Annotated in this window: 15 protein-coding genes; 9 read left to right on the top strand and 6 right to left on the bottom strand. The window is 70.7% G+C overall.

Going from position 1 to position 16,881, the window contains the following annotated elements; genetic code table 11:
• Positions 1 to 2: 2 nt before the first annotated feature.
• The 3 genes from JOE46_RS22900 to JOE46_RS22910 form a co-directional block, all read right to left on the bottom strand.
• On the bottom strand, positions 3 to 746 hold the full coding sequence (locus JOE46_RS22900) for an SDR family NAD(P)-dependent oxidoreductase (protein WP_097210236.1): 744 nt from the start codon (positions 744 to 746) through the stop codon (positions 3 to 5).
• 83 nt (positions 747 to 829) lie between these two features.
• The gene (locus tag JOE46_RS22905) at positions 830 to 3,145 is read right to left on the bottom strand and encodes an arylsulfatase (RefSeq protein ID WP_209928593.1); all 2,316 of its coding nucleotides are present in this window, start codon (positions 3,143 to 3,145) and stop codon (positions 830 to 832) included.
• Entirely contained in the window at positions 3,145 to 4,086 is a 942-nt protein-coding gene (locus tag JOE46_RS22910) for a TauD/TfdA family dioxygenase (protein ID WP_209928596.1), read from the bottom strand. Before JOE46_RS22910 ends, JOE46_RS22905 begins: the two co-directional genes overlap by 1 nt.
• Before the next feature lie 448 nt (positions 4,087 to 4,534).
• Between JOE46_RS22910 and JOE46_RS22915 the strand changes: the two genes are divergently transcribed.
• The 5 genes from JOE46_RS22915 to JOE46_RS22935 are packed head-to-tail and all read left to right on the top strand — an operon-like array spanning position 4,535 to position 10,955.
• Complete coding sequence (locus JOE46_RS22915; RefSeq protein WP_179800449.1) at positions 4,535 to 5,794, top strand: ROK family protein; 1,260 nt, start codon at positions 4,535 to 4,537, stop codon at positions 5,792 to 5,794.
• On the top strand, positions 5,791 to 7,395 hold the full coding sequence (locus tag JOE46_RS22920; protein ID WP_269588557.1) for an ABC transporter substrate-binding protein: 1,605 nt from the start codon (positions 5,791 to 5,793) through the stop codon (positions 7,393 to 7,395). Before JOE46_RS22915 ends, JOE46_RS22920 begins: the two co-directional genes overlap by 4 nt.
• Positions 7,396 to 7,422: 27 nt before the next feature.
• Positions 7,423 to 8,382, top strand: coding sequence for an ABC transporter permease (locus JOE46_RS22925; RefSeq protein ID WP_097210240.1), 960 nt, complete (start codon positions 7,423 to 7,425; stop codon positions 8,380 to 8,382).
• Positions 8,379 to 9,260: an ABC transporter permease gene (locus tag JOE46_RS22930; protein WP_097210241.1), complete on the top strand. Its 882-nt coding sequence runs from the start codon at positions 8,379 to 8,381 to the stop codon at positions 9,258 to 9,260. Before JOE46_RS22925 ends, JOE46_RS22930 begins: the two co-directional genes overlap by 4 nt.
• A gap of 27 nt (positions 9,261 to 9,287) precedes the next feature.
• Positions 9,288 to 10,955 (top strand): ABC transporter ATP-binding protein, encoded by a 1,668-nt coding sequence (locus tag JOE46_RS22935; RefSeq protein WP_209928598.1) that lies wholly within the window; start codon positions 9,288 to 9,290, stop codon positions 10,953 to 10,955.
• A gap of 16 nt (positions 10,956 to 10,971) precedes the next feature.
• Here JOE46_RS22935 and JOE46_RS22940 read toward each other — a convergent pair whose 3' ends face one another.
• Positions 10,972 to 12,006, bottom strand: a complete 1,035-nt coding sequence (locus tag JOE46_RS22940) for a tocopherol cyclase family protein (RefSeq protein WP_209928599.1) — start codon at positions 12,004 to 12,006, stop codon at positions 10,972 to 10,974.
• Positions 12,007 to 12,053: 47 nt separating this feature from the next.
• Complete coding sequence (locus JOE46_RS22945; protein ID WP_097210244.1) at positions 12,054 to 12,455, bottom strand: PaaI family thioesterase; 402 nt, start codon at positions 12,453 to 12,455, stop codon at positions 12,054 to 12,056.
• Positions 12,456 to 12,507: 52 nt separating this feature from the next.
• Here JOE46_RS22945 and JOE46_RS22950 point away from each other — a divergent pair, with 52 nt between their 5' ends.
• A complete protein-coding gene (locus JOE46_RS22950) occupies positions 12,508 to 13,149 on the top strand; it encodes a cysteine hydrolase family protein (RefSeq protein ID WP_097210245.1) in 642 nt (213 codons plus the stop codon).
• A 6-nt stretch (positions 13,150 to 13,155) separates the two neighbouring features.
• Here the strand turns inward: JOE46_RS22950 and JOE46_RS22955 are convergent, their stop codons facing one another.
• Entirely contained in the window at positions 13,156 to 14,016 is an 861-nt protein-coding gene (locus JOE46_RS22955) for a class II glutamine amidotransferase (protein ID WP_209928600.1), read from the bottom strand.
• Positions 14,017 to 14,107: 91 nt separating this feature from the next.
• On the opposite strand from JOE46_RS22955, the gene JOE46_RS22960 reads away from it, so the two are divergent.
• The 3 genes from JOE46_RS22960 (at position 14,108) to JOE46_RS22970 (ending at position 16,868) form a co-directional block, all read left to right on the top strand.
• Complete coding sequence (locus tag JOE46_RS22960; RefSeq protein ID WP_209928602.1) at positions 14,108 to 14,932, top strand: alpha/beta fold hydrolase; 825 nt, start codon at positions 14,108 to 14,110, stop codon at positions 14,930 to 14,932.
• A 101-nt stretch (positions 14,933 to 15,033) separates the two neighbouring features.
• Positions 15,034 to 16,362, top strand: a complete 1,329-nt coding sequence (gene mshA, locus JOE46_RS22965; protein WP_097210247.1) for a D-inositol-3-phosphate glycosyltransferase — start codon at positions 15,034 to 15,036, stop codon at positions 16,360 to 16,362.
• Positions 16,359 to 16,868 (top strand): YbjN domain-containing protein, encoded by a 510-nt coding sequence (locus tag JOE46_RS22970; RefSeq protein ID WP_097210248.1) that lies wholly within the window; start codon positions 16,359 to 16,361, stop codon positions 16,866 to 16,868. The genes mshA and JOE46_RS22970 overlap by 4 nt, the downstream gene beginning before the upstream one ends.
• Positions 16,869 to 16,881: the final 13 nt, after the last annotated feature.

The following is a 16,881-nucleotide window of genomic DNA, read 5'->3' on the forward strand; positions in this document are numbered from 1 at the left end:
GCCTAGGTCCGCGAGAAGCGTCCGGGGCCGGCCTGATCGCGCGGTTTGATGATGATCTGGTCGAGGTTCACGTGCGAGGGGCGGGACGCGACGAACCCGATCACCTCGGCCACGTCCGCGGCGACCAGGGGCGTGATGCCCTCGTAGACCTTCTTGGCGCGGTCCTCGTCGCCGTGGAAGCGCACCAGGGAGAACTCGGTCTCCACTGCGCCGGGGGCGATCTCGGTGAGCCGCACGGGCTGGCCGAGCAGCTCGCCGCGCAGCGTCCGGTGCAGCACCGCCTGGGCGTGCTTGGCCGAGGTGTAGCCGGATCCGTTGTCGTAGGCCTCGAACGCGGCGACCGAGGTGATGGTGACGATGAGCCCGTCGCCGGAGGCGATCAGCTTCGGCAGCAGGGCCTTGGTGATCTTCAGGGTGCCGAGGACGTTGGTCTCCCACATCCACCGCCAGTCGTCCAGGTCCGCCTCGAGGACCGGGGCCAGGCCCTTGGCGCCGCCCGCGTTGTTGACCAGGACGTCGACCCTCGGCAGCACCGCGGCGAAGGCGTCCACCGAGTCCTCGTCGGTGACATCGAGTTCGAGCGCGGTGCCGCCGATGTCCTCGGCCAGCTTCTCCAGGCGGTCGATCCGCCGCGCGCCGACAACCACGTGAAACCCCTGCGCGGCGAGCGTGCGCGCGGTGGCCTCACCGATTCCGGAGCTCGCTCCCGTGACGACGGCGACTTGTGCATCAGGCGAGATGGTCATGGGCTCAGCCTAGGCGCCTGCGGCGCCCGTGCGCGGTTGGCGGGTCCCTGGACTCGTCAACCGCGCACGGGCAGCGGAGCTGCCTAATCGGCGGCGTACTCGGCCTCGCGTTCGATCCGCTCGATGGCCCCGCCCGGCACCTGGACGGGGCCAGGTGTGTAGGTGACCGCACGCAGTGCGCCGGTGTACCGGAAGGGGCCGCGCCGCTGCCGCAGATCCCAGGACACCGGGCCGTGGGCGTCCACCCCGACCGAGATGCCGGTCCAGGGGGCCATGCCGACCAGCTGCACCTGCCCGAGCAGCTCCCCGGCGGCGACGCCGTCGACCAGGACGGTGAAGTCCCAGCGGAGCCGCGGGGCGACCGTCGCGGAGACCTCGAGCCTGCTGGCGCCCACGGGCACCGGACCGGCGTCGACGGAGGTGTACCGGCCGTAGCTGTTCAGCCCGAACACCAGGTGCCCGTCTTCGATGTACAGCAGGTAGCCGCCCTGTGGGTCGCCGTGCGCCACCAGGACGCCCTCGTCGCCCCGCGCGAATCCGGATCCACCCAACTCGGCGGCGATCTCGAAGTCGCGGAAGGCGATCAGCTTCGAGGACCGATAGCGCTCCAGGGGCGGGGTGCCCGCCAGGATCCGGACCGGCCGCGACAACGCCTGCTCGGCCGGCCTGCGGACGGCGAGGGCGCCGCCGCTCAGCAAGGGGAACACCGTGTTCGCCCAGGCCGCCTCGTCCCATGCCGCGGCCAACTCGTCGACCTTCTCCGGCAGCCGGTCCGCCAGGTCGTGGAGTTCGGTCGGGTCGGTCCGAACGTCGAACAGCTGCCAGCGGGGGGCGTCCACGTCCGGGCCGGGGTGCAGGGCGAGCAGTTTCCAGCCGTCGCGGTAGTAGCCGCGGTTGCCGGTCATCTCGGTGTACTGCTCGGTGTGCGAGGACGGGACGGTCCCGTCTCGCAGCACCGCGGAGGCATCCACCCCGTCGAACTCCTTGGCCGGTAGTCCGCCCCGCACGGTCGGGGGGTCGATGCCGACGAGCCCGAGCAGGGTCGGCGCAAGGTCGGTGACGTAGGTGAACTGCTCGCGGATTCCGGTGTCGCCGTCCTGCTTTCGCAGTCCGTTTGGCCACGACAGTACGAACGGCACCCGGACGCCGCCGGCGAAGGACTGTCCCTTGTAGAAGCGGAACGGGGTGTTCGACGCCTGGCCCCAGCCCCGCGGATAGTGCACGCCGAGCTTCGCGGTCCCGATCAGTTCCTCGTCGTGCGGCACGTCGCCCACCCAGTCCGGGTCGGTGACGTGGGCGAACTGGGAGAAGTAAGACCGGGTGCCCTCGGGCCCGCCCTCCGCGGTGCCGCCGTTGTCGGAGGTGAACACCACGATGGTGTTGTCGAGTTCACCGAGTTGCTCGATGGTGTCGAGGACCCGCCCGACACTCTGATCGACGCTGTCGACCATGCCCGCGTACACCTCCATATAGCGGGCGAAGCGGCGCTGCTGCTCAGGCGTCAGCGAGTCCCATTCGGGCACATCGAATCCGGCCTCGGAGTTGCGCGGCGCCTGCTCGGTCCCCGGAGGGAACAGTCCCTGCGCTAGCTGCGCCGCGAAGCGGCTCTCCCGGAGCGCATCCCAGCCCTCGGCGTAGCGGCCGCGGTACTTCGCGACGTCCGCGGGCTTGGCCTGGAGTGGTCCGTGCATGGCCACATGTGCGAAGTAGAGGAAGAACGGCTTGTCGGCATCGTGGGCGCGCAGGTCCTTGAGGTAGCCGATCGCCTTGTCCGTTAGATCGTCAGTGAGGTAATAGTTCTCGGGGTAATCGTCCACGTCGACGGCGGAGTTGTCCGAGACCAGCTGGTTGGGATAGTAGAAGGAATTGAGGCCCTCAAGAGACCCGTAGTAGCGATCGAACCCGCGCTGCGTCGGCCAGGAATCGCGATTCGCGCCGGGGCGCAGGTTGGCGTCGCGCACCAGGTGCCACTTGCCGACGGCGTAGGTGGCGTAGCCGCTTGCCCGCAGGATCTCGGGCAAGGTGAGCACGTCGTCGGCCAGTTCGAGTCGCAGGCCCGGGTAACCGGGATCGGCATTGGCGACGAAGCCGTAGCCGGCTCGGTGCGGATTGAGCCCGGTGAGCAGCGCCGCGCGCGACGGCGAGCACAGCGGGGTGGTGTGGTAGTTCGTCAGCCGCACGCCCGAGGCGGCGAGGCGATCGAGGTTGGGCGTGTCGATCTCGGAGCCGAAGGGCCCGATGTCGCTGTAGCCCATGTCATCGATCAACACGACGACGACATTCGGTGAACCCGGGGCGGCCGACGGGACGGGCGCCCAGGACGGGGTGGAGTCGTCGGTGGTCCGGCCGATCCGGCCGGCAAACCCCTCGTAGCCCCTGGCGTGCGGCGGGACGGTCATCAGCTCGCGACCCGCACCGGCTGGTCGATGGTCGAGTAGTGCGAGGCGTCGCCGGTGACGATGCGGCTGCGCTCGCCGTGGGTGTTGACCGGGACATCGCCTGCGAGGGTGATCCGGGTGAGGCGACGGCGCTGCCCGTCGTAATCGCCGACGGCGTAGTGCTGGGTGGCGCGGTTGTCCCAGATCGCGACGTCGCCGTCCTCCCAGTTCCATCGGGTGGTGTTCTCGAGCTTCGTGACGCGCGCCTGCAGCAACTGGAACAGCGCCTGCGACTCGGCGGGCCCGAAGCCGACGAAGCCCTTGACGAAGTGGCCGAGGAGCAGCGAGCGCTCACCGGTCTCCGGGTGCACGCGCACGACCGGGTGCTGGGTCTCGTAGTAGGTGGACTGGAACTCCCGGATGTACTCCTCACCCTTGCCGTCGACGGTCGCGGCGGTGCTCGCGGCGTAGTCGAAGAGATTGGTGTGTGTCGCCCACAGGTTCTCCACCAGGGCCTTGAGCGGTTCGGGCAGGGTGTCGTAGGCCGCGACGGTGGACGCCCAGGTGGTCGAGCCGCCATAGGAGGGCAACACCTCGGCCCGCAGGATCGAGGCCTTCGGGATGCGGTCGACGAAGGTGACGTCGGTGTGCCAGCTGCTGGCGCTGCCGTACTCGGAGTCGATCGGCAGCACCCGCTCACCGCGGGAGGTGACGGTGGGGTGCGCGGTGGTCGGCTCACCGAGCAGCTGGGCGAACGCGTACTGGGAGTCCTCGTCGAGGTGCTGCTGGCCGCGGAAGAAGATCACCTTGTGCTCGAGCAGGGCATGCCGGATCAGTGAGACGGTCGCCGGATCGAGGTCGCCGCCGAGGGTGACGCCGTCGACGCGGGCGCCGATGTGGGCGCCGAGCTTTGCGACGGAGGCTCCCGTCGCGGTCGTTTGGGTTTCGAAATCGATTGACATGATTGGCCTTTCGTAGTCTGACGGGACTCGCTGTGGTACCTGTGCCAGGCAACCAGCGATGCCTGCGGTGGCCAAGGGTTTCCGTCATGCTGATCGCAACCGTGTTCCGGATCGTCGCCCCGACGGGTATTTCCCCTCGGCTGGTGGAGAATTCGGCGAGGTGTTAGCTTGACGCCATGAACTCCGGCAGGCCTCACCCCATGCGGGTCACCTATGTGACCGCCGCACTGGGCTCACGCCTGCCCCTGACGCGGGAACTCTGTTGTTCCCCTCGCGGTATCTCTCGCTAGTCCGCGCTGCCACTTCCTCGTACCTCGACGCCTGATCCCGGACGCCCCTGTGGGGCGTCACGGCGGTCGGTCTCGCGCCGTTTGACCTGGTCAGCGCTCGCCCACGCCGTGTAGGTCTGTCCCCCGCCGGGGACGAAGCGCAAGGAATTCGCGTGTCCATCACCAGTTTGTCGTCTGCGGCCGTCCTCACCCGGCCGATCACCCGTACCCCCACCCGCGCCCAGATCGTGCCGCCGGAACTGCGCGTCGCGGACGCCCCCGCCGCGGCCGTGTTCCGGGTGGCCTGCGCCCGCGGGCCGATCGCCCGCGACATCGCGGCGAAGATCACCGGCCTGTCCACCGCCACGGTGAACCGCCAGGTCTCGGCGCTGCTCGCCGAGGGCCTGCTGCGTGAGCGCGCGGATCTCACCGCGTCGGGAGCGGTGGGTCGACCCCGGGTGCCGTTCGAGGTCAACCACGAGCCCTATCTCACCATCGGTATCCATATCGGTGCGGTGGTGACCGGGATCGTCGCCAGTGACCTCCGGGGAAAGATCCTCGGCTCCGTCGAGGTTCCGACACCGGCAGGCCCACAAGACCGGGCGCTCTCCCAAATCTCTCGCAGTGCAAAGCTGTTCGCCTCCAGATGGCATCGACGCCGGCCCCTGTGGGTCGGGGTGGCGCTCGGCGGCCGGGTGGACGCGACCACGGGCCGGGTCGACCACCCACGGCTCGGCTGGCTGGGCGCCCCCGTCGGCGCGATCATCGGCGAAGGGTTGGGGCTGCCGGTGTCGGTCGCCGCGCACGTCGAGGCGATGGCGGCGTCGGAGCTGCTGCTCGCCCCTCAGCGCCCCGGTGACAGCGGAACGGACGGGACCAGCCTCTACTTCTACGCCCGCGAGACGGCCGGAGTCGCCGTCACCATCGACGGCCGGGTGCACACGCCCTCGTCCGGCCCCGGCTCGATCGTGCACCTGTCCACCGGTTCCTCGGCGCTGTGCGCCTGCGGTGCCCGCGGCTGCCTCGAGGCCACGGTCAGCGACCGCGCCACCATCGCCGCAGCCAAGGAGGCCGGCATCCTCACCGAGACCGATGAACGGCCCGCCATCGCTGCCGTCTACCGGGCGGCGGCCGCGGGTTCCATTCCGGCGCACGAACTCCTGGTCGAGCGCGCCCGGGTGCTCGGCCGCACCGTCGCGATGCTGCGTGACCTGTTCAACCCGGACCGGGTGATCCTCGGCGGTCAGGCATTCACCGAGTACCCCGCCGGAATCCCGCACGTCGCCGAGGCGTTCGCGCGCACGTCGAGCCTGGCCCGCAAGGACATCCGGATCACCGGCTTCGGCAACCGCGTCCAGGAGTTCGCGGCAGGCGTGGTCTCGCTCAGCACCCTCTACTCAGATCCACTCACCTCCATTCGAAGGGTTGTCTCCCAGTGAGCTCCTCAGTCAACCGGTCGATCGTCGATCGTCGTACCTTCTTCCGCGGCGCGGGTCTGACCGCCGCCGCCATCTTCGGGACCGGGCTGCTGGGGGCCTGCTCCTCCGCGGTCGACGAGCAGCGGGCGGGGGCGGCCACGGGCGCGTCCGGCACACCGGTGCGCGGTGGCACCCTCAAGACGGGTATCACCGCGGACGTGATCCCGGCGACGTTCCTGACCAACACCAGCGGCGCCACCACCGTGATCGGGCTGGCGTACGACACCCTCGTCCGTTATCCGCACGACAACGTGGAGCCGCAACCTCGGCTGGCGAAGTCGTGGCAGCTCGCCGCCGACGGGCTGTCGCTGACCCTGGAGCTGCGCGACGACGTCACCTTCCACAGCGGTCGCCCGTTCACCTCGAAGGACGCGGAGTTCTCCCTCCGCACCTACGCGGACCCCAAGTGGACCGCTCAGCTGCGCAGCACCGCGGCCGCGATCACGGCGTTCGACACCAGCGACCCGCACCGCCTGGTGCTGACGCTGGCGCATCCGCTCGGGAACGTCTTCGACCTGCTCGACACCGTGCCGATCCTCGACAGCGAGTCCATCGACAAGCTCGCCACCGGTGACGCCTTCATCGGCACCGGGCCGTTCAAGTTGGTCTCGCGCACGCCAAACAGCGCGCTGGTGTTCGAGCGCAACGAGCACTACTGGATCCCGGACCGGCCCTTCCTGGACCGGGTGGAGGTCTCGGTGATCCCCGACTCGCAGGCGCTGCTCAGCTCGCTCAAGTCCGGCCAGGTCGCGGTTGCGGGTGGGCTGAACTATCGCGACACCGAAACCCTCGGCGAGACAGCGGGATTCCAGGCGGTGTCGCTGGAGGGGGCCGAGCTGCAGGTGTACGTGGGTGCGAACGTCACCCACCCGGCGCTCGCCGATGTCCGGGTGCGGCAGGCGATCGCGTACGCGATCGATCGGGACCGGGTGATCTCGGAGGTGTTCCGCGGCTCCGGCTACCCGGTGAACCTGCCGTGGCCCAAGAGCTCGCCCGCCTACGACGAGTCGAGGAACACGACCTTCACCCGGGACGCGACCAAGGCGCGGGCCATCCTGGCCGGGTCGGGGATCGCGGTCCCGACCCTGCCCCTGACCTACCAGGCCGGGAATCCCTTCTACGAGGCGACCGCGCAGATCGTGCAGGCGAACCTCGCCGAGATCGGCATCCCGGTCGAGCTCGATCCGCAGGAGGGCGCGACCTTCATCAAGGCGCTGATCGGCGGCACCATTCCGGCCCTGTGGGTGACGTTCCATTCGTGGGCCCAGTACGTTCCGTCCACGCTCACCGTCAGTGCATACCCGTTCAACGCGCTCAAGAACTCCTCGCACTACGAGAGCCCGGCCTATGTCGACGCCGCGGGAGCGGCGTGGCGGGTCGCGGACGGCACCGGCGCGGAGGCGAAGGACAGGTACCGGGCGGTGAGCGACCAACTGCTCGACGGGCTGTTCCTGGTGGAGATCGGCGTGGTGCTCAACCAACTCGCCACGGCGCAGAGGGTGCAGGGCATCGACTGGACCAAACGCTCCGAGATCGTCTACACGGACACCTATCTGGCCTGACGGCCCCGACCGAGAGGAGCCCGCATCATGGTGCGATACCTCGCGCGCCGGCTGCCGTCGGCCGTGGCTGTGCTGCTGCTGGCCTCACTGCTGATCTTCTTCGTGCTTCGGCTGGTCCCCGGCGATCCGGCGAGCAGCCTGGCCGGTCCGGATGCCTCCGCGGAATCCATTGCCGCGATCAGACATTCGCTCGGATTGGACCGGTCGATCCCGGCCCAGTACGTGTCCTGGATCGGCTCGGTGTTGACCTTCGACCTGGGCAGGTCGTATGTGATCGGCGGTCAGATCTCCGATCTGGTCCTCTCCGGTCTGGTCAACACCGTCGTGCTCGCCGTGACCGCGCTGGTGCTCGCGGTGCTGGTCAGCCTGATCCTCAGCGTCACGGCCGTTGTCTGGCCGAAGCGGTGGCTGACCGGCGCTGTCGCCGGGTTCAACACCCTCGCCGTGGCGCTGCCGCCCTTCGTCAGCGGCGTGCTGCTGGTCCTGGTGTTCGCGGTGCTCTTTCCGGTGCTCCCCTCGGGTGGGGTTCCCCCGCAGGGGTTCTGGGTCAGGCCCGACATCTCGGCGCAGTACCTGCTGCTGCCCGCCGTGTGCCTGGCCCTGCCGGTGGCCGCCGCCCTGACCCGATTCCTCACCGAGTCGCTGCGCACCGAGCTGAGTCAGCCGTACGTGCTGACCGCACGGGCGCTCGGCGTCTCGCGGTGGAATCTCGTCACCCGCAGCGCACTGCGCAATGCACTCCCCACCATGGTGACCGCGCTGGGTCTGCAGACCGGGCAGCTGCTCGGTGGTGCGGTGCTGGTCGAGGCGATCTTCGCCTGGCCCGGGATCGGGCAGCTCATCGAACAGGGCATCAGCCGCCGCGACTACCCGGTGGTCCAGGTGCTGCTGCTGCTCTCGGTCTCGGTGTTCGTGCTCGTTCAGCTGGTCACCGACGTCGTGCATGCCTACCTGGATCCGCGGATCCGGATCGGGGGAACCTCATGAGCGTCACCCCCATCGAGGACCCGGCGGTCGCCGACCGGTCCCTTCCCGAGCCGGCGCCCGCGCGCAGGCACCCGGCGTGGGCCGCGCTGACCCATGGGCAGGGCCTGCTCGGCCTGGTGCTGGTGGTCGCGGTGGCGGCGGCGGGACTGCTGGCCCAGTGGATCGCACCCTTCGGGCCGAACGAGCAGATCGGCGGGGCGAACCTCCTCGGCCCCGGCGCCGAGCACTGGTTCGGCACCGATCAGGTGAATCGGGATGTCTACTCCCGGGTGCTGCACGGCATCCGGATCAACCTCGAGATCATCGTGATCGCGGTGCCGATCGGGGCGCTGGTCGGCGCGCTGCTGGGGCTGGCATCGAGCCTGCACCCGGTGACGGACGTGATCGCCCAGCGCGCCTTCGACGTGGTGCTCGCGTTTCCCGCGCTGATTCTGGCGATCGCGCTCGCCGCGATCGTGGGACCCGGCGCGGTGACGGTGATCGCAGTGATCGTGGTCGTCGAGATCCCGATCTTCGGGCGGATGATCCGCACCCAGGTGCTGCGGATCCGGGAGTTGCCGTACGTCGAGTCGGCGGAGGTCATCGGGGCCGGTCGGTGGTGGGTGCTGCGCACCCACGTGCTGCCGAACGCGCTGGAGCCGCTGGCCGTGCAGTTGGCGCTGTCCATGTCGGTGGCGGTGTTCGTGGAGTCCGCGATGAGCTTCGTCGGTATCGGCGTCCGGCCACCCGAACCCTCGCTCGGGTCGATCATCGCCGACTCCGTGCCCAATCTCGATGCCAACCCGGCCTTTGCCATCGGCCCGCTGGTGGTGGTGGCGGCGCTGGTGCTCGGATTCCTGCTCATCGCCCAGGCGCTCGGATCCGCGCGTCGGGCCTGACACGCCATGACATCTCAGGAGTAGACGATGACCCAGACAGACCCGATCCTCGAAATCGAGAACCTGAGCATCCGTTTCGGCGCGACCGGTGACCCGGTGGTGGACGGGCTGAACCTGACCGTCGGCCGCGGTGAGATCCTCGCGCTGGTCGGTGAATCCGGTTCCGGAAAGTCGATGACCGCGAAGGCGGTGCTCGGGCTGCTGCCCGACAACGCCGAGGCGAGCGGGTCGATCCGGCTCGGCGGCGCCCAGGTGGTCGGGGCAGGGGAGGGCACGCTCGCCCGGCTGCGCGGGACCAGGGCGGCCATGGTGTTCCAGGAACCGCAGACCGCGCTGAACCCGGTGCAGAAGGTGGGCTGGCAGATCGCGCAGGCCCTGCGGGCGCACGGAAAGGTCGGCCGGGCGGAGGCCAGGGCGCGGGCCGTCGAACTGCTTCGCCTGGTGGAGATCCCGGATCCGGAACGGCGGGTTGACTGGTATCCGCACCAGCTGTCCGGCGGTCAGAAGCAGCGGGTCGTGATCGCCCTGGCGCTGTCCGGGGACCCGGACCTCCTGATCGCGGACGAGCCGACGACCGCGCTGGACGTGACGGTGCAGGCGGAGATCCTCACCCTGCTGCGCGGCTTGCGGACAGAGCGGGGTGCGGCGATCCTGCTCATCACCCACAACATGGGGGTGGTCGCCGACATCGCGGACCGGGTGGCGGTGATGCGCCGCGGCGAGCTGGTCGAGGAGAGCGGTGTGCACGAGCTGTTCTCGGCGCCGCGGGAGAAGTACACGACGCAGCTGCTCGCGGCGGTGCCGCGGCTCGGGGACAACGCGGGCCCGGTCGGCCCGGTGCCCGCCGAGCCGGTCCTGGTGGTGCGCGACCTGGATGTGGTGTACCCGGCGAGGCTGGGCAACAAGGAGTTCCACGCGCTGCGCGGTGTGGGGTTCGAGGTCGGCGCGGGTGAGGTGCTTGGCCTGGTCGGCGAGTCGGGCTCTGGCAAGACGACCCTGGGGCGCGCGGCGCTGGGCGTGGTGCGGGCGACCTCGGGGTCGGTCGTGTTCGACGGGACGGATCTCGGCACGGTGTCCCGCAGGGACCTCCGTGGCCTGCGAAAGGGGGTGGCGCTGGTGCACCAGGACCCGGCGGCATCGCTGGACCCACGCCGGAGCATCGGGGACTCGGTCGCGGAGCCGCTGGTCGTGCATCGAGCGGCCTCCGGCGCCTTGCTACGCGCCCGGGTGGGCGATCTGCTCGAGGCGGTGCGACTGCCGCGCTCGTTTGCGGAGCGGCGGCCTGCCGAGCTGTCCGGCGGGCAGCGGCAGCGGGTGGCGTTAGCGAGGGCCCTGGTGCTGGCGCCGCGGCTGCTGGTCGCTGACGAGCCGACCAGTGCCCTCGACGTGTCCGTGCAGTCGGAGATTCTCGACCTCTTCGCGGACCTGCGCGAGGAGTTCCGGTTCGCCTGCCTGTTCATCAGTCACGACCTCGCTGTCGTGAACCGGGTGGCGGACAGGGTTGCCGTGCTCCGTGGTGGTGAAATGGTCGAGATCGGCTCCACCGCAAGCGTGTTCGGCGATCCCCAGCAGGACTACACCCGCGGGCTGCTCGGCGCGGTGCCGGTTCCGGACCCGGTGGAGCAGCGTCGCCGCCGGGAAGACCGGGTGGCGTCCGGCCCGCGGCCGGTGCAGGCGTTGTCGGCGGCCAGCTGAGTCGCGCGATCGCCGGTCACCGGGCGCACGGTGGCGCGTCGGTGGCCTCCGGCGCGGCGCCGCGCCGGTCCGCCTCGGCCCTGGCGCGCGCCAGCCCGCCGTGCTCCAGCGCCGCCACGGCCGACTCGCCGGACCAGACCGTCCGGTGCCCCCGCCGGACCGTCACCGACATCCGCGCACCCAGGTGTTCCAGCGCGCCGGGGACGTTGCGCCGCTCGGCCGGCAGCGGCACCGGTAGGACGTGGGCGTCGCCGATCGCCCCGTGACCCTCGATGTCCACGCTCCAGCGTGGGCTCCGGCCGCGGAGCGTCCAGTGCTCGTCGGTCACCTGGGCCCGGACGGGGGAGACCACCGGATCGCCGAGGCGCAGCACCCGTCCGTCCGGCAGTCGCACGACGATCAGGGTGATCTCGGTGCGCAGCGCTCCGGCGTGGACCACGGCGCCGCCGAACGCCACGCAGGCTGCCGGGTCGGCGAAGCCCTGAGCCTGGCCCCACCACCAGGAATCGGGGAATCCACCTCGGCCCCAGTTCTTCTCGGCGTACACCTGGCCCCCGGTGAGGTCCCAGTTCTCGCCGCCGAGCACCGCGGTTCCCTCGGCGCGCCCGCCGAGCAGCCAGGGGTGCCAATACTGGTTGAGCGCCGGGATCGTCTGGAGGACACCCGAACCGCCGAATGCGCGTCGCGGCCAGGGCATCGGATGTGTGATCCGCACGTCGAGCCTGGCGTCGGGACCGAGGTCCACCCGCAGCCGGTCGGGTTCGCCGCGGAACGACTCCCCGGCGACTACCCCGAGCCGATGGGGGTCGGCGGCCGCGACCGGATGCGCGGCGGTCCGCAGGAAACCGCTCGGATGCGCGGCCAGGCCCAGGGTGGCCCAGCTGCCGTCGGCTGCCCGGTTGATCCCGCACAGTGCGATCACGACCCGGCCCGACTCCGGCTGGGTGAACCGCCAGAAGTAACCCTCCATGGCGACGCCGTGGGCGGCCAGGGGATCACCGAAAGGCAGGTCGGCCCCGGTGGCGCGGTAGGCGTCGAGCAAGCGCGACATCGCCCAACGGTAGCCGGGACCAACCCGATCAATGGGCGGGTTGCGGCTCAGAAGCCGGAGTCGCCCACGACGGCGTGCGACTGGGTGACCTGTGAGACGAGCCTGCCGTCGTCGTCGGTGAGGTCGATCGAGACCAGGATCGTCTTGCGGCCGACGTGCAACGGGCGGGCCGCGGCGGTCACGATGCCGCGGCGTACCTGGCGCGCGTAGACCGCGTTCGAGGCCGTCGTGACCCGCGCGGCGCCCGACGGGATGTTGAGGAACGCGGACACGGCGCCGACGCTGTCCGCGAGGGTGGTCAGTGCCCCGCCGTGCATGATGTGGTCCGCGGTGGTGAGGTCCTCGCTCCACGCCAGTCGGCCGACGACCTCGCCAGGGGTCGCCGAGACCAGCTCGATTCCCGACTTCACCGCGAACGGCATGGTTGCCAGCAGCTCGTCAAGCTCCATGGCTCGATGCTAGACCCGCCGTCCACCGTCGAGGTGGCGATACGGTGATGCCGTGAGCACCCTCGAGGAGCGTCTCGACCCCTGGATAGCCCCGCATCCGGCTACCTCCGCCCTGCTCGTGGTCGACACGCAACGCGACTTCGTCGACGGCGGATCGAGCCCGATCCCCGGCACCACGCAGGTGTTGCCCGCGATTGCGCGCCTGCTCGAGGCGTACCGGGCCGCGGGGCGCCCGATCGTGCACATCGTCCGGCTCTACGCGGGCGACGACGTCGACCTCGTGCGGCGGTCCGCGATCGCCGCGGGCGCGCAGACGGCGAGACCGGGCACCGTCGGGTCGCAGATCGTCCCCGAGTTCGGCACCCCGGACCTCGACCCGGACCTGCTCCTGGGCGGCGGGCTGCAGCAGGTCACGCCGACCGAGGTCGTGCTGTTCAAGCCGCGCTGGAGCGCGTTCCACCGGACGGAGCTCGAGTCGCACCTGCGCGAGTGCGGCATCGACACCGTGGTGGTGGCGGGCTGCAACTACCCGAACTGCCCGCGGGCCACCATCGTCGACGCGAGCGAACGCGACCTCCGGGTGCTCATCGCGGCCGACGCGATCTCGGGCGTCGACGACCGCCACCTCGAGGAGGCCGGGCGGATCGGCGCGGTGCACGCCACGGCGGCGGAGATCGTCGCGGCGCTGGGCTGAGGTCGATCAGCGGCTCGCCTGCGACGCGGCGGCGGTGGCGCCGAGGTCGGCCAGCGTGAGCGGATGCGCGGGCGGGCCGTCGAGGATCACGGAGCTGTCGACGTTGAGCTCCGCATCGACGTGCAGCAGTTCGCCGGACGCGAGCGGCCGCCACGCGGGGTTCTCGTCCATCCGCTCGCTGGCCACCACCACCGCGGGTGCCGAGGCCAGTTCACCCGACCGGACCCGGACGGTGCCGGCCAGGCTGGCGTGCTCGAGGTGGCGGCCGGTGTCCGGCGCGCGGCTGAGCACCAGCAGCTGGTGGGTGTCGGGGTAGCGCAGCGCCCACAGCTCCGTCGGGGTGGTCAGCACGATGTTGACGGCGAAGATCGGCAGGTGCTCGGCGACCCAGTGGGCGGCCTCGGTGATGCCTGCGGTGACGTCGCCGCCGTGGCCGTCGATGTGCTTGGTGATCAGCGCGAAGAAGCGCTCGGAGTCGGTCTCACCGGCTACCGCCGATCGGTACGGTCCGAGCTCCTCGTCCAACCGGGGCAGGTCCTCGATCACGCCGTTGTGCGCGAAGATGCGCCCACTCATGCTGAACGGGTGGGTGTTGACCATCGCGAGCCCGCCGGTGGAGGCGTGCCGGATGTGGGCGACGAAGGTCTCGGATCTGCGTTCCCTCGCCTCCGTCGCGAAGCTCACGTCCGCGTAGGCGGGCAGCGGCTGCTTCTCGACGAGGGGTTCGCCGTCGGCGGTGAAGGTGCCGAGGCCGGTGCCGTCGGGATCGCGTCGGCTCTGCACGGCCAGACTGTCCGCGGCATCGAGCAGCCAGAACGTGGCCGTGACCCGTGACGGTGCGCTGGTCATCCCGAACAAGCGGCACATGAACTGAGTATGCGCTTCGCACCTGTGAGCGAATTTCACCCCGACCGGGGTGAAATTCACTCACAGGCGCCGGGGGCGCAGAATGGCCGGCATGGCTATCCGGGAAACCGTCAGCGTCGACGGCACGTCCATCGTCTACCGCGTCGAGGGCGACGCCGCCGCGCGTCCGCTGGTGCTGTTGCACGGCTGGGCGCAGTCGCTGCGGTGCTGGGGCGACGGCGTGCTCGACGCGCTGTCCGCCAAGTACCGCGTGATCGCCGTCGACCTGCGCGGTCACGGCTACTCCGGCGCGCCGGCCGAGGGATACGACGACCCGAAGATCTGGGCGTCTGACATCGAGGCGGTGCTTGCCGCCGAGCGCATCGAGTCCGGCGCGGTGCTGCTGGGCTGGTCCTACGGCGGCCTGGTGATCTGCGACTACCTCGCCGAGTTCGGTGCGGCCGCGGTGGACGCGATCGTGCTGGTCGGCGCCATCACCAGCATCGGGCCCGGGCAGAAGGGCGGCCGCGTCGGATCGTCGATGCGCGCGGCCATCCCGGCCGCGATGTCCGAGGATCCGCGCGAGTCGATCCGCGCGCTCGGCAGCTTCGGCACCGCCCTGACCGGCCCGGCCGAGGGCAAGGGCGTCGCCTCGCAGGCGCTGTTCGGGGCCAGCCTGTCGACGCCGCCTCGCGTGCGCGCGGCGCTGTTCAACCGCGCGGTCGGGCACGACGAGTTGCTCGCGGGCCTCACCGTCCCCGCGCTGATCCTGCACGGCACCGCGGACACCGTTGTCGACGTCTCCGCCGCCAGGCATGCGGCCGGGCTGATCCCGGCGGCCACCGCGTCGTACTGGGAAGGCTGCGACCACGGCCCGTTCGTCGAGGACCCGCAACGCTTCGTCGCCGAGGTCAGCGAGTTCGTCGACGGGCTGTGACGCGGCAAGGGGGCGCGACCGAGGGCGCTGACGGCCGGGTCGCCGCCGACGTCCTCAGGTCGGCTTCGCCCCGCGTGATCGCCACAGGGCAAGATGGAGCCGTGACCCCAGCGCAGAACCACCGGTTGCGGAGGGTGGCCGTTCTCTCGGTCCACACCTCTCCATTGGCGCAGCCGGGGACCGGTGACGCGGGCGGCATGAATGTGTACGTGCTCCAGACCGCGCTGCAGCTCGCCCGCCGCGGGGTGGAGGTGGAGATCTTCACCAGGGCCACCTCCTCGTCGGACGCGCCGGTCGTCGAGGCCGCGCCGGGGGTGCTGGTCCGCAACGTCGTCGCGGGCCCGTTCGAGGGTCTCGACAAGCACGACTTGCCCACCCAGCTGTGCGCGTTCGCGGCCGGGGTGCTGCGCGAGGAGGCGCACCACGAGCCGGGGCACTACGACCTGGTGCACTCGCACTACTGGCTCTCCGGCCAGGTCGGCTGGCTGGCCCGCGACCGCTGGGGCGTCCCGCTGGTGCACACCGCGCACACCCTCGCCGCGGTCAAGAACGCCGCCCTGGCGGAGGGGGACGTCCCGGAGCCGGCCGCGCGCCAGATCGGCGAGCAGCAGGTGGTGGCCGAGGCCGATCGCCTGATCACCAACACCGCCGACGAATCCAAGCAGCTGATCGACATCTACGGCGCGGACGCAGGCAGGATCGACGTGGTGGCCCCCGGCGCGGACCTGTCCAGGTACCGGCCGGGTGATCGCGCGGCGGCGCGGGCCGAGCTGGGGCTGAATCCGAACGAGCTGATCGTGACCTTCGTCGGCAGGATCCAGCCGCTCAAGGCGCCGGACGTGCTGCTGCGCGCCGCGGCCGCCCTGATCGAGCGCGAGCCGGCGCTGCCGCTGCGGATCGTGGTCGTCGGCGGGCCATCGGGCACCGGGCTGGACCGGCCCGATTCGCTGATCGACCTGGCCGCCTCGCTTGGCATCACCGCCAGGGTCACCTTCCTGCCGCCGCAGCCGCCCGATCGGCTCGCACAGGTGTACCGCGCGGCGGATCTGGTTGCGGTGCCGAGTTATTCGGAGTCCTTCGGACTGGTCGCGATCGAGGCGCAGGCCTGCGGGACACCGGTCGTCGCGGCCGATGTCGGGGGACTGGGGGTCGCCGTGCGGTCCGGAGAGACCGGGCTGTTGGTGCCCGGTCACCGCACCGACGACTGGGCCGATGCCCTGCACTCGCTGCTCGCCGATCCCGGCCGGCTGGCCGAGATGGCGCGCCGCGCGCCGCTGCACGCGGAGGACTTTTCCTGGGAGCACACCGCCGACGGCCTGCTCGAGAGCTACAAGCGGGCGAACGCCAGCTACCGCAGGCAGCCCGAACACGCGCCGCGCCGCGGCAGGGGATTGTGGAAGCTGCGCCGAATGGGGGGAGTGCGAGCGTGACCGACATCGCGAAGCTGATCGACGCCGAACTGGCCGAGCGGGAGCTCGAGTACACCCGCAAGGGCGAGGGCCAGTTCGTCGTGGAGTTGCCCGGCGAGCGCAAGCTCAAGACCACCTGCCTGCTGACCGTCGGCGCGCACGGCGTCCGGGTGGAGGCCTTCGTCTGCCGCAAGCCCGACGAGAACTTCGAGGGTGTCTACCGGTTCCTGCTCCGTCGCAACCGCCGGCTGTACGGGGTGAGCTACACGATCGACAAGATCGGCGACATCTACCTGCTCGGACAGATCTCCACCCACGCCGTCACCGGGTCGGAACTGGACCGGGTGCTCGGTCAGGTGCTCGAGGCCGCGGACGGCGACTTCAACACCCTGCTCGAGCTCGGTTTCGCCACATCGATTCGGCGGGAGTGGGACTGGCGGGTCTCGCGCGGTGAGTCGCTCGTGAACCTGCAGCCGTTCGTGCACCTGATGTCCGCTGACCAGGTCAGGGCTGCCAAAGCTGACTGAGGCGGGGCGCCGC

Source organism: Rhodococcus sp. PvR099, assembly GCF_017833315.1.
In the GTDB taxonomy this organism is placed as follows: domain Bacteria; phylum Actinomycetota; class Actinomycetes; order Mycobacteriales; family Mycobacteriaceae; genus Rhodococcus_G; species Rhodococcus_G oryzae.

Bases quoted from the DNA above. Each gene is read 5' to 3' on its own strand.
- JOE46_RS22900 (WP_097210236.1), bottom strand. From the start codon at position 746: ATGACCATCTCGCCTGATGCACAAGTCGCCGTCGTCACGGGAGCGAGC.
- JOE46_RS22905 (WP_209928593.1), bottom strand. From the start codon at position 3,145: ATGACCGTCCCGCCGCACGCCAGGGGCTACGAGGGGTTTGCCGGCCGG.
- JOE46_RS22910 (WP_209928596.1), bottom strand. From the start codon at position 4,086: ATGTCAATCGATTTCGAAACCCAAACGACCGCGACGGGAGCCTCCGTC.
- JOE46_RS22925 (WP_097210240.1), top strand. From the start codon at position 7,423: ATGGTGCGATACCTCGCGCGCCGGCTGCCGTCGGCCGTGGCTGTGCTG.
- JOE46_RS22930 (WP_097210241.1), top strand. From the start codon at position 8,379: ATGAGCGTCACCCCCATCGAGGACCCGGCGGTCGCCGACCGGTCCCTT.
- JOE46_RS22935 (WP_209928598.1), top strand. From the start codon at position 9,288: ATGACCCAGACAGACCCGATCCTCGAAATCGAGAACCTGAGCATCCGT.
- JOE46_RS22940 (WP_209928599.1), bottom strand. From the start codon at position 12,006: ATGTCGCGCTTGCTCGACGCCTACCGCGCCACCGGGGCCGACCTGCCT.
- JOE46_RS22945 (WP_097210244.1), bottom strand. From the start codon at position 12,455: ATGGAGCTTGACGAGCTGCTGGCAACCATGCCGTTCGCGGTGAAGTCG.
- JOE46_RS22955 (WP_209928600.1), bottom strand. From the start codon at position 14,016: ATGTGCCGCTTGTTCGGGATGACCAGCGCACCGTCACGGGTCACGGCC.
- JOE46_RS22960 (WP_209928602.1), top strand. From the start codon at position 14,108: ATGGCTATCCGGGAAACCGTCAGCGTCGACGGCACGTCCATCGTCTAC.